This window comes from Mycobacterium sp. DL99, from assembly GCF_004762045.1.
Classification (GTDB): domain Bacteria; phylum Actinomycetota; class Actinomycetes; order Mycobacteriales; family Mycobacteriaceae; genus Mycobacterium.
The window spans coordinates 5431405-5443329 of sequence record NZ_SJOM01000007.1; the positions used below are offsets into that span (position 1 = coordinate 5431405).

Below are 11925 nucleotides of genomic sequence, written 5' to 3' on the forward strand. Positions count from 1 at the left end.
CACCACCCGCACAGCCCCTCAAAGGAATCACCGTGACCGAGCAGAATTCCGGCCCCCGCACCGTGCGCGCCGCCCGTGGAGCCACCCTGTCTTGCAAGGGCTGGCAGCAAGAAGCTGTCCTGCGCATGCTGAGCAACAACCTCGACCCGGAGGTCGCCGAGCACCCCGACAAGCTGGTCGTCTACGGCGGTACCGGCCGCGCAGCACGCAGCTGGGAGGCCTTCGACGCGATCGTGGCCAGCCTGCGTGACCTCGAGAACGACGAGACGCTGCTTGTGCAGTCGGGCAAGCCGGTCGGCATCCTGCGGACCAGTGAATGGGCCCCGCGGGTGCTCATCGCCAACTCCAACCTCGTCGGCGACTGGGCCAACTGGGAGTACTTCCGCGAATTGGAAGCTGCCGGGCTGATCATGTACGGCCAGATGACGGCCGGATCATGGATCTACATCGGCACCCAGGGCATCCTGCAGGGCACTTACGAAACCTTCGGCGCGGTGGCCAAGAAGCGGTTCAACGGCACCCTGGCGGGCACCATCACGCTGACCGCTGGCGTCGGCGGCATGGGCGGCGCCCAGCCGCTGGCCGTCACCATGAATGAGGGCGTGGCCATCTGCGTGGACTGCGACGAGAGCCGCATCGACCGCCGCATCGCCCACCGCTACCTCGACACTCGGGCCGCCGACCTCGACGACGCGCTCCGCCAGGCCATCGAGGCCCGCGACGCCAAGAAGCCGCTGTCGATCGGCCTCGTGGGCAACGCCGCCGAGGTGTTCCCCGAACTGCTCTCGCGCAATGCTCCCATCGATATCGTCACCGACCAGACCTCTGCTCACGACCCGCTGTCGTATCTGCCGGTCGGGATCGAATTCGAGGACATGGCCAAGATGGCCGACAAGGACCCGGGCTACTTCACCGAGCAGGCCCAGGCCTCCATGGCCCGTCAGGTCGAGGCGATGGTCGGATTCAAGGACCGCGGCGCCGAGGTGTTCGACTACGGCAACTCCATCCGCGACGAGGCCCGCAAGGCCGGCTACAACCGCGCGTTCGACTTCCCCGGATTCGTGCCCGCCTACATCCGCCCGCAGTTCGAGGAGGGCCTGGGCCCGTTCCGGTGGGTCGCACTGTCCGGCGATCCCAAGGACATCGAAGCCACCGACCGCGCCATCCTGGAACTGTTCCCCGACAACGAGCACCTGCGGCGCTGGATCACCATGGCCGGAGAGAAGGTGGCCTTCGAGGGACTGCCCGCCCGCATCTGCTGGCTCGGCTACGGCGAGCGCCACCGCGCAGGGCTGAAGTTCAACGAGATGGTGGCCAGCGGTGAGATCTCCGCCCCCATCGTCATCGGCCGCGATCACCTCGACTCCGGATCGGTCGCCTCGCCCTACCGCGAAACCGAGGCCATGCTCGACGGCTCGGACGCCATCGCCGACTGGCCCCTGCTCAACGCCCTGGTCAACACCGCCTCCGGGGCCTCGTGGGTGTCACTGCACCACGGCGGCGGCGTCGGGATCGGCCGCTCCATCCACGCCGGCCAGGTGTGTGTGGCCGACGGCACCGAACTGGCCGCACGCAAACTCGAGCGGGTGCTCACCAACGACCCCGCCATGGGCGTCATCCGCCACGTCGACGCCGGCTACGACCACGCCGCCGACGTCGCCAAGGAGCGTGGCGTGCGCATCCCCATGCAGGACACCAAGTGAGCACCTTCGACTCTCTGTGGGAGTCCATCCTCGACGTCGGCCGCGACCCCGCCAGCGGCGGGTATCGCCGATTCGCCTGGAGCACAGCCGATCTGACACTGCGCGAATGGTTCGCTGGCGAAGCCCAGCAGCGCGGCATGAGCGTCGAAGAGGACCGCAACGGCAACCTGTGGTCCTGGTGGCTACCGCCCGGCCACACCGGTGACCCGCGCGATGCGTTCGTCACCGGGTCACATCTGGACTCGGTTCCCGACGGCGGCGCATTCGACGGTCCTTTGGGGATCATCACCGCCTTCGCCGCGATCGACATCCTGCAGCACACCGATGTCACCCCGCATCGCCCCGTGGCCGTCGCCGCGTTCTCCGACGAGGAGGGCGCGCGCTTCGGCGTGGCATGCGTCGGCTCGCAACTGTCGGCAGGTGCGGTCACCGCCGAACGCGCCTTGGGACTGCGCGACGCCGAGGGCACCTCCCTGGCCGAGGCGATGAGCGCCGCCGGACGCGACCCTCGCCACGTCGGCGTCGACCCGACGCTGACCCAGCGGGTCGGGGTCTACGTCGAACTACACGTCGAGCAGGGCCGCGCACTCGACCTCGTGGACAAGCCGCTGGCCGTCGCCTCGGCGATCTGGCCGCACGGCCGCTGGCAGTTCTCGTTCTGCGGGGAAGCCAACCATGCCGGGGCCACCCGGCTGGTCGACCGCCGCGACCCCATGCTCACCTTCGCCACCTCGGTGCACGACGCCCGCACCCGCGCAGCCGCCCACCAGGCGGTCGCCACCTTCGGCAAGCTACAGGTCACGCCCAACGGCGCCAACGCCATTCCGTCGAAGGTGTTGGCCTGGTTGGACGCCCGCGCCGCCGACGAGGACACCTTGCGCGCCCTCGTCGACGACATCACCGCCGACGCCACGCGCAACGCCGGAACCGATCTCACCTCGGTACAGATCGAAATCGAGTCCGTCTCTCCGGCCGTGCACTTCCCCGGCGAACCGCGTGAGCGTATTCAGCGCATCCTGGCGCCTCAGTTCGGTGAGCTGCCCGTATTGCCCACCGCCGCCGGCCACGACGCCGGGGTGCTCGCGGCGGTGCTGCCGACCGCGATGTTGTTCGTGCGCAACCCCACTGGCGTCTCCCACTCACCCGACGAGTACGCCGAGATCAGCGACTGCCGCCTCGGCGCCGATGCGCTGGCGGCCGTCATGGCGGATTGGATCGCCGGATGACGGCCACTCGGTTCTGGTGCGAGCACGCCTGGCTCGGCGGTGACACCGTCGCCGACGGAGTCACCATCGAGGTCACCGACGGCTACATCACCGCCGTCACCGCCGACACTGTCCGCGGCGACGGCGACACGGCGCTGACCGGATTGGTCCTGCCGGGATTGGCCAACGCCCATTCGCACGCCTTCCACCGCGCGCTGCGCTCACGCACCCAGCGTGACCGCGGCACGTTCTGGACCTGGCGCAACCTGATGTATCAGGCCGCCGACCGGCTGACCCCGGACTCCTACTACCAGCTGGCGCGCGGCGTGTACACCGAGATGGTCCTGGCCGGCATCACCTGCGTGGGCGAATTCCACTACCTGCACCACGACGATCGTGGCACCCCCTACGCCGATCCCAACGCCATGGGCCATGCCCTGATCGCCGCCGCCCGCGACGCCGGGTTACGGATCACCCTGCTCGACACCTGCTATCTCAGCTCGGGTGTCGACGGTTCGCCCTTGGCCGACGGACCGCAGCAACGCTTCGGCGACCACACCGGACTGCGGTGGGCCGAACGCGTCGAAACCCTGCACCAGCACTACACCGGCGACAGCTCGGTCGTGATCGGCGCGGCCCTGCACTCGGTGCGCGGGGTCCCCGCCGCGCACATGGGCGCCGTCGTGGAGTGGGCCGCCACCCACGACGCCCCGCTGCACGTGCACTCCTCGGAACAGACCGCCGAGATCGACCAATGCCTGGCCGTGCACGGCTGCACCCCCACCGCGCTGCTGCGCGATCACGGAGCGCTGGGGCCGCGCACAACCGCGGTGCACGCCACCCATCTCACCGACGCCGACATCACCGACCTCGACACCACCATCACCGGTGTCTGCTTCTGCCCCACCACCGAACGCGACCTGGGCGACGGCATCGGCCCCGCCTCAGCCCTCATGCAGGCCGCCGGACTGTTCAGCCTGGGCTCCGACAGCCACGCCGTCATCGACCTGTTCGAGGAAGCCCGTGGCGTCGAACTCGACGAACGACTCGCCCGCCGTGAACGCGGCCTGTTCCCCGCCGCCGATCTGCTCACCGCGGCCACCGTCAACGGACAGCAGGCCCTCGGCTTCAGCGACGCCGGCCACCTACGGATCGGCCATCGCGCCGACCTCATCGCCGTCGACCTGAACTCCATCCGTACTGCCGGCAGCCCGGCGGCGGCAGAAACCGCGGTGTTCGCCGCGACCGCCGCCGACGTCACCGACGTCATCATCGACGGCCGCCGCGTGGTGACCGACCGCCGTCACACCAGCATCGAACAGCCCACATCCACACTCGCCCAAAGCATTACCGCACTGCTGGACGCGGAACCGATCAGGAGTTCCTCATGACCGTGCTCTACGACAACATCGGCGAACTGGTCACCAACGACCCCACCCAGGGCGATCACAGCCCGCTCGGAATCCTCACCGACGCCGCGCTTCTGGTCGACAATGCGCAGATCGCCTGGGTCGGACCGGCCGCCAACGCTCCCGCCGCGGACCAGCGCGTCGACTGCCGGCATGCGGCGGTCATTCCCGGTTTCGTCGACAGCCACGCCCACCTCGTCTTCGATGGCGACCGTGCCGCCGAATTCGCCGCCCGCATGGCGGGGCAGCCCTACGACGGCGGTGGTATCGCCACAACAGTCGCGGCGACCCGACAGGCCACCGACGATGTCTTGGCCGCCAATGTTGCGCGCCTGGGCCGGGAACTGCGCGACGCCGGCGTCACTACCTTCGAGACCAAGAGCGGCTACGGGCTCAATGTCACCGACGAAGCCCGCAGCCTGCGCGTGGCGACCAATTACACCAGCGAGACAACTTTTCTCGGAGCGCACGTCGTGCCAGCCGAATACGCCTCCCATCGCGACGATTACGTCGAGCTGGTACGCACCACCATGCTCGAGGCGTGCGCCCCGCATGCCCGCTGGATCGACGTCTTCTGCGATCGGGGTGCCTTCAATGTCGATGAAGCGCGCGCCATTCTCACTGCCGGAGTTGCCCGAGGCTTGCAGCCACGACTGCACGCCAGCCAGCTCGGCCGCGGCGACGGCATCAAACTTGCCGTCGAACTCGACGCCGCCTCGGTGGATCACTGCACCTACGCCACCGACGAGGACATCGACGCCCTCGCCGGGTCATCGACAGTCGCCACCTTGTTGCCCGGCGCCGAATTCAGCACCCGGGCTCAGTGGCCCAACGGACGCCGGTTCCTCGACGCCGGTGCCACGGTGGCCCTCGCCACGGACTGCAACCCCGGCAGCTCTTACACCACCAGCATGCCGCTGTGTATCGCCCTAGCGGTGCGCGATATGCATCTCACTCCCGCTGAAGCCCTGTGGGCCGCCACCGCAGGCGGTGCAGCAGCACTGCGCCGCAACGACATCGGCGCGCTGTATCCCGGTCACCGCGCCGACTTCGTCCGGCTGCACGCACCGACCTATCTGCATCTGGCGTACCGGCCGGGTGTCAACCTGATCGCCCACACCGTGGTGGCCGGCCAAGGCCATCCAGACCACGGCACGTGCTGCTAACGCACTCGTTTGGTCAGGTGGACCAGCGCGTAGCCACCTGGAGTCGGGGTACGGTGCGTTTCCTGGTATCCGAATCGGGAGTAGAGCCGAAGGTTGCCGAGGCTCCGCTCCCCCGCGAACAGTCGAAGATCGGTGACCTGCTCGGGAAGCCGCCCTTCCACGAGTTCGAGCAATCGACTGCCCCGGCCCCGGCCCTGCATGTCCGGGGCCACGACCAACCTTCCCAACTCGGCGGTGTGTGGGTCCGCCGGAAAGAGATACACGCGCACGGCAGCGATCAGACGTTGGGCGTCATCGCGCAACCCGAACGCGGCCACTGCGGGCTTGGCCAGCTCGGTCGTCAGTTCGTCAAGGGACTGCATCAACGGGGGAAGGCTCAGGTCGTCGTGAGCCTGCGCCTCAGTCACATACGCAGCACGCTGCAACGTCAGCAGCTCACCGGCATCTCTGACCGACAGCGTCACAACCGATTCCATGCGTGCCGACTATTCCATGTCTTCCATGCCTGATTTAGCCGCCCGCCGTCACGGGTGATGGGTGTACCTGATACGCACGAGAGCCACCCGCCCCTTGGCCCCGACGGATAGCTCAGATGCCGACGACAACCTCACGCTGTCGAAGCGACTGAGTCTCACCGTGCCACCGTCCGCTGACCGAACAGTCGCACACCCTGCCAGCACCACAATGAACGTCAGGCCATCATGCGGGGCGCCGATATGGCCCGAACCCACACGAATGCTGACTTCAGCTCGACACACCTGTCGGCGCGTCATCACATTGAAATCAAAAGACAGCGTCGATGTCTCGCACGCAACGACCGACTCACCCGCGAACTGTCTGGGACGAAACGAATCAAGCTCGAACTCTTCACCGTCGATCACCAACGTCATCGTCGGCCCCTCGGCCAATACGATCACCCGGTCCACTCCAGGGAACTGGGAGAAGGCACTACTTGTGACCGACGCGACGCTCAAGCGCCAATCGAATCCACCGACCATCGAATCGGCAGGACCGACAGCGATTACTCGCGTGCTCCCACCGCCATTCGCCCACGGTTCCTCGGCGCAGTCGGAGAAACGCACCACTTCGGGCAAGGCTGAAATCGACATCTTGTCATCACAGCGCCAAAACGTCGCCTCACCAATACCTGAGCGGCAAGATCAGTCCGAGATCCGAGAAAGCTGTCAGCTCCGGTTGAATCCTGAGCAACCTGCTCCTAGAACCCCGGAACTACCTGCTCAGTTGGCGCGTCCCTCCGCGATCACAGCCTCGACCGCCACGAATGTCCCCTCGGCGGCGCCGACCACCCATCAACCGCAGCCCCTCGATTGGTGTGGACGTCGAGATCAACACGGCCTGTGACAAGCCGTGACGATCGGGCCCCACAAACCAAACAGGCCCCCTCGAAAGGGGGCCTGACTTGGGTGGCAGATGCAGGATTCGAACCTGCGTAGGCGTAAGCCGACGGATTTACAGTCCGCTCCCATTGGCCGCTCGGGCAATCTGCCTGGTTTCGCGCCGCCCCGTTTCCGGTTTGGTGCGACTAGCAGGGTACAACGAAGATGTACCCAAGTTACAAACCGGCAGCATTCAGCGAGGAAAGAGGAGGGGCGTCCAATGGCGGATTCCAGCTTCGACGTCGTCAGCAAGGTCGACCGTCAGGAGGTCGATAACGCGCTCAACCAGGCCGCCAAGGAACTGTCCACCCGGTTCGACTTCCGCGGCACCGACACCAGCATCGTCTGGAAGGGCGAAGAGGTGATCGAACTCACCTCCAGCACCGAGGAGCGGGTCAAGGCCGCGGTCGACGTGTTCAAGGAGAAATTGGTCCGCCGCGACATCTCGATGAAGGCCTTCGACGCCGGCGAACCGCAGGCCAGCGGCAAGACCTACAAGGTGTCCGGCGACATCAAGCAGGGCATCAGCAGCGAGCAGGCCAAGAAGATCACCAAGATCATCCGCGACGAGGGCCCCAAGGGCGTCAAGGCGCAGATCCAGGGTGACGAGATCCGGGTCAGCTCGAAGAAGCGCGACGACCTGCAGGCGATCATCGCCCTGCTCAAGGGCTCGGACCTCGACGTGGCCCTGCAGTTCGTCAACTACCGCTAGGGCCGACCTTCGAGTGTGCGCTCAGATCGCGTCTGACGACGAAATCGCGATCTGAGCGCACAGTCGGCGCACTCAGCGCACAGTGGGCGCCACATCGGCACCCAGCGTCATGATCACGCCGTTGCCGAGCCCGTTACCTACCCCCGTCAACACGTCCACGGCCGTCACACCGGATTACCCCGGGGACGCCCTCGCTCACGCGCTGGTTTCGGCCGCCGTCACCGTGTAACGGCTGGGCCGGTGCGCCAGCCCGTAATGCCCGCGCAGCGTCGTCGCGGTGTAGTCAGTCCGGAACAGTCCGCGCCGCTGCAGGATCGGCACCACCTGCTCGACGAAATCCTCCAGGCCGCCCGGCAGATACGGCGGCATGATGTTGAAGCCGTCGGCCGCGCCCGCGGTGAACCACAGCTCCAGGTTGTCGGCCACCTGCTCGGCGGTGCCCGCGAAGGTCCGGTGCCCGCGGCCGCCACCGAGTTTGGCGATCAGCTGCCGCACGGTCAGTGACTCACTGCTGGCCAGATCCTTGACCAGTTGATAGCGGCTCTTGTTGCCCTGGATCTGCTCGATGGGAGGCAGGGCAGGCAGCGGCGCGTCGAGCGCATGCGCGGTCAGGTCCACTCCGAGCATCTGCGACAGCTGACGCAACGAGTACTCGGGCGAGATCAGGTCGGTGAATTGCTGTTCCAGCTCCAGCGCGGCCTCCTCGGTGGGACCGATGAACGGCACGATGCCGGGCAGGATCTTCACCTCATCTGCGCTGCGGCCGAATTTCACCGCGCGGGCCTTCACGTCGCGGTAGAACGCATTGCCCTCGTCGACCGAGCGCTGCGCGGTGAAGATCGCCTCGGCGTAGCGCCCGGCGAAGTCCTTGCCGGACTCAGAAGACCCGGCCTGCACCAACAGTGGACGGCCCTGCACCGACCGGGGCGAGTTCAGCGGGCCCCGCACCGTGAAGTGCTCGCCGTCATGGTCGATCCGGTGTACCCGGTCCGGGTCGGCGAAGATGCCGGTGGACTCGTCGAGGACCAGAGCGTCGTCCTCCCAGCTGTCCCACAGTTCCGTTGCCACATCCACGAATTCAGCGGCCCGCCGATAGCGGCCGGCATGGTCCGGGATGCCCTCGACACCGAAGTTGGCCGCTTCGTCCTCACCGGCCGAGGTGACGATGTTCCACCCGGCCCGGCCGCCGCTGATGTGATCCAACGAGGCGAAGCTGCGGGCCAGGGTGTAGGGCTCGATGTAGCCGGTGGTCGCGGTGGCGATCAGACCGACGTGCTCGGTGACCGTCGCCATCGCGGTCAGCAGCGTGATCGGCTCGAAGATCGCCTGCGTGTTGTGCTTCACCCGCGGCCCCACCGCCAACCCGTCGGCGAAGAACACCGAATCCAACTTGCCGCGTTCGGCCACCTGCGCGAGCTGCTGGAAGTGCTTGACGTCGGTCAGGTTCCGCACATCGGTGCGCTCGTGCCGCCACGCTGCCTCGTGGTGCCCGACTCCCATGAGGAAGGCGTTGAGATGAAGTTGTCGCGTCATGGAAAGTCCTTCGGTTAGGTGGTGGCCCGCCAGCCCGACAGCCGCCCTTCGATGGCCACCACGATGCCGTTGAAGATGACGCCCACCAGGGCGATCGTGACGATGCCGGCGTACATGTTGGGGATCTGGAAGTTGAGCTGTGATGCGGTGATCAGATATCCCAAACCCGCCTTGGCGCCGACCATCTCGGCGGCGATCAGCACCAGGATGGAAGAAGCCGCTGCCATGCGCAGACCGGTGAAGATGGTCGGCACCGCCGCGGGCAGGATCACCTTTTGGAACAGCCGGATCGGGGAAAGCCCGAGGGAGCGGGCCGATTTGATCAGAAGGGGGTCCACAGTGCGCACCCCGGAAATGGTGTTGAGCAGGATCGGGAACGACGCGGCATAGATCACCAGCGCCACTTTCGATGTTTCCCCGATCCCCAGAATGAGGATGAACACCGGAAGCAGAGCGAGCGCGGCGGTGTTGCGGAACAACTCCAGGATCGGGTTGAGGAACTCCGCGACCGGGCGGTACCAGGCGATCGCCACCCCCAGTGGAATGCTGACCACGATCGCGATCGCCAATCCGGCCAGGGCGCGCGACAGGCTGGCCGAGACATGCTCGGCCAGTTGACCGTTGCCCAGCAGCGTGAACCACGCGCTGACGACTTCGGAGAACGGCGGCAGAAAGACCTTGTCCACCAGCCCGATCCGCGGGGCCGCCTCCCACAGCGCCAGGAACGCGGCGACAACCACCGTGAGCCGCAACAGACGCCAGGCCAGGGCCTGCAACCGGGGGCCGCGATGCTCGAGCTCCGGCGCCGTCGGCGTCTCGGTTGGAATCTCGGCTTGTGACTCGACGGGTGCGACCGCGATGGCGCTAGACATGCTGAACCTCCTCGGACCGGGCGCGTTGCACCTCGTCGTGCAGCAGCGACCAGATGCGGTGACGCTGCGCCCGGAATCCCTCGCTGGAGCGGATGTCGTCGGTGCTGCGGTCGATGTCGACTTCGACGATCTGCTTGATCCGGCCGGGCCGCGACGTCAGCACCGCGACCCGCTGACCGAGGTACAGCGCCTCGTCGATGCCGTGGGTGATGAACAGGATGGTCTTGCCGGTCGCCCGCCAGATCCTCAACAGCTCGTCCTGCAGGGATTCGCGAGTCTGGGCGTCCAGCGCGGCGAACGGCTCGTCCATCAGCAGCACCTCGGGATCGAACGCGAGGCTGCGGGCGATCGCGACGCGCTGCTTCATTCCACCGGACAGTTCGTGCGGGTAGCGATCGGCGAAGCCCTGCAGCCCGACCAGCTCGAGGTACTCCTCGGCCCGCCGGCGCCGCTCGCCCGAGGGTAAACCCTTTGCTTCCAGGCCGAATTCGATGTTCTTGCGGGCTGTGCGCCACGGCAGCAGGGCATATTGCTGGAAGACGATGCCACGATCCAGTCCCGGGCCGGTGACGGGCTTGCCGTCGAGGAGAATCTCCCCCGATGTCGGCTGGGTCAGCCCACCGAGCAGGTCCAGCAGCGTCGACTTGCCGCAGCCACTCGGCCCGACGAGCACCAGGAACTCCCCTGCCGCCAGGTCGATGCTGATGTCCTGGAGTGCCGTGAAACTTGCCTTCTCACTGCGGATCGGGAACTGCTTGGTCACATTGCGCAGGCGCAGCTTGGGTTGCGTACTCACTTGTGTGCCAGCGCTTTCCCATCGGGGCCGCTGCCGTCGGGGTAAGTGCCGTTCGCGTACGGGTTGAGCTCGTTGGTGTAGAGGTCTTTCGCCTTCAGCTGGCCTTCCTTGAGCTCACCGTTGCGCACGAGCCAGTCGATCCAGGTCTGCAGTTCGCGTTCGGCGATCACCGCGCCGGGAACCGGAATGCCCGAGCTGCGCCAGTATTCGATGGACTGCGTGTCCTCGTTGCGCTGTCGCTTGTTGATGATCTCTCGGAACCTGGCCACCACCTCGTCGCGCGGGGTCACCTGGGTCCAGCGGATCGCCCGCGCGGTGCCCTGGACATAATCGGCCACCGCATCCCTGTTCTTGGCCAGGAATTCGTCCCGGACCACGTAGGTGCCGTAGCTGAACGCCCCGAACAGAGACTTGTCGGTGAACAGCGGCCGGATCCCCCCGCGTTGCTGCGCGGTTTCGCGCCAGATCCCGTTGAGCGCCGCGACGTCGATCTGCTTCTCCCGCAACGCTTGCTCAGTGTTGACCGGCGGCACCACGGTGAGGGTCACCGTCTTGATCTCGTCGTTGGTCAGCCCCTCCTTGGCCAGCCATTCCCGGGTCAGGAATTCGTGGTGGGCGCCAAGGGTGTTCATCCCGACCTTCTTGCCGATCAGGTCTCGAGCTGAGTGGATCGGACTGTTCTCCAGCACGAAGTACCCGGTGTACTCGCCCTCGTCGGCGCCGTAGGAGCTGAGCACCGAGGTGATCGGCGCGCCGGCGGCGTTGAGTTTGACCACCGCACCGTTGAACGCCTCACCCACGTCGATATCGCCGGTGGCCACCGACTGGATGTCCTGCGGACCGCTGGTGGTGTTCCCGACCCAATCGAGCTTGATCTTCTGGTAGTAACCGAGGTCTTCGGCCAGTTCCTGGAATCGAACCTCACCGGCCCAGCCCTGGTAACGCACCACGGTCTTGCCGCCTTCCGTGCGCGCCGACTCACCGGATGAGCCACACGCGGTCAGTACCACCACGAGTGCGCTGAGCATCGCGAGTACCGAACTGAATAGGCGCATGGCCGTGTCCCCCATGGAGTCGCACTGATTGGTGCGGCTCATGGTGGCAACAAACTCAGGCCGGGTAACCCATTAGC

The 11925-nt window shown here is 66.5% G+C and carries 11 protein-coding genes and 1 tRNA gene; 5 read left to right on the forward strand and 7 right to left on the reverse strand.

The features are described from left to right. Window positions 1-26 precede the first annotated feature (26 nt). From hutU to hutI, 4 genes are read left to right on the forward strand one after another with little or no spacing between them, the layout of a single operon-like run. Complete coding sequence (hutU, locus tag EYZ64_RS26500) at window positions 27-1703, forward strand: urocanate hydratase (RefSeq protein ID WP_502703026.1); 1677 nt, start codon at window positions 27-29, stop codon at window positions 1701-1703. Then, a complete protein-coding gene (locus tag EYZ64_RS26505; RefSeq protein WP_135458204.1) occupies window positions 1700-2929 on the forward strand; it encodes an allantoate amidohydrolase in 1230 nt (409 codons plus the stop codon). The genes hutU and EYZ64_RS26505 overlap by 4 nt, the downstream gene beginning before the upstream one ends. Next, window positions 2926-4299 carry a formimidoylglutamate deiminase gene (locus EYZ64_RS26510; RefSeq protein ID WP_135458206.1) on the forward strand — a complete coding sequence of 458 codons (1374 nt, stop codon included), beginning with the start codon at window positions 2926-2928 and terminating at the stop codon, window positions 4297-4299. Before EYZ64_RS26505 ends, EYZ64_RS26510 begins: the two co-directional genes overlap by 4 nt. Beyond that, window positions 4296-5483, forward strand: a complete 1188-nt coding sequence (gene hutI / locus EYZ64_RS26515; protein WP_135458207.1) for an imidazolonepropionase — start codon at window positions 4296-4298, stop codon at window positions 5481-5483. Before EYZ64_RS26510 ends, hutI begins: the two co-directional genes overlap by 4 nt. On the opposite strand, the gene EYZ64_RS26520 is transcribed toward hutI, so the two are convergent. The 3 genes from EYZ64_RS26520 to EYZ64_RS26530 form a co-directional block, all read right to left on the reverse strand. Further along, on the reverse strand, window positions 5480-5959 hold the full coding sequence (locus tag EYZ64_RS26520; protein WP_135458209.1) for a GNAT family N-acetyltransferase: 480 nt from the start codon (window positions 5957-5959) through the stop codon (window positions 5480-5482). The genes hutI and EYZ64_RS26520 overlap by 4 nt on opposite strands. A 48-nt stretch (window positions 5960-6007) precedes the next feature. Next, complete coding sequence (locus EYZ64_RS26525) at window positions 6008-6592, reverse strand: HutD/Ves family protein (RefSeq protein WP_135458211.1); 585 nt, start codon at window positions 6590-6592, stop codon at window positions 6008-6010. A 316-nt stretch (window positions 6593-6908) separates the two neighbouring features. Beyond that, window positions 6909-6991: transfer RNA gene (locus tag EYZ64_RS26530), tRNA-Tyr, on the reverse strand. A gap of 109 nt (window positions 6992-7100) precedes the next feature. Between EYZ64_RS26530 and EYZ64_RS26535 the strand changes: the two genes are divergently transcribed. After that, the gene (locus EYZ64_RS26535) at window positions 7101-7592 is read left to right on the forward strand and encodes a YajQ family cyclic di-GMP-binding protein (RefSeq protein WP_135458213.1); all 492 of its coding nucleotides are present in this window, start codon (window positions 7101-7103) and stop codon (window positions 7590-7592) included. 195 nt (window positions 7593-7787) lie between these two features. Here EYZ64_RS26535 and EYZ64_RS26545 read toward each other — a convergent pair whose 3' ends face one another. From EYZ64_RS26545 to EYZ64_RS26560, 4 genes are read right to left on the reverse strand one after another with little or no spacing between them, the layout of a single operon-like run. After that, on the reverse strand, window positions 7788-9125 hold the full coding sequence (locus tag EYZ64_RS26545; protein ID WP_135458215.1) for an LLM class flavin-dependent oxidoreductase: 1338 nt from the start codon (window positions 9123-9125) through the stop codon (window positions 7788-7790). 14 nt (window positions 9126-9139) lie between these two features. Further along, window positions 9140-9997: an ABC transporter permease gene (locus EYZ64_RS26550; RefSeq protein ID WP_286175147.1), complete on the reverse strand. Its 858-nt coding sequence runs from the start codon at window positions 9995-9997 to the stop codon at window positions 9140-9142. Continuing rightward, window positions 9990-10793, reverse strand: a complete 804-nt coding sequence (locus EYZ64_RS26555) for an ABC transporter ATP-binding protein (protein ID WP_135458217.1) — start codon at window positions 10791-10793, stop codon at window positions 9990-9992. Before EYZ64_RS26555 ends, EYZ64_RS26550 begins: the two co-directional genes overlap by 8 nt. Continuing rightward, window positions 10790-11821, reverse strand: coding sequence for an ABC transporter substrate-binding protein (locus tag EYZ64_RS26560; protein WP_286175339.1), 1032 nt, complete (start codon window positions 11819-11821; stop codon window positions 10790-10792). The genes EYZ64_RS26555 and EYZ64_RS26560 overlap by 4 nt, the downstream gene beginning before the upstream one ends. Between the last annotated feature and the right edge of the window lie 104 nt (window positions 11822-11925).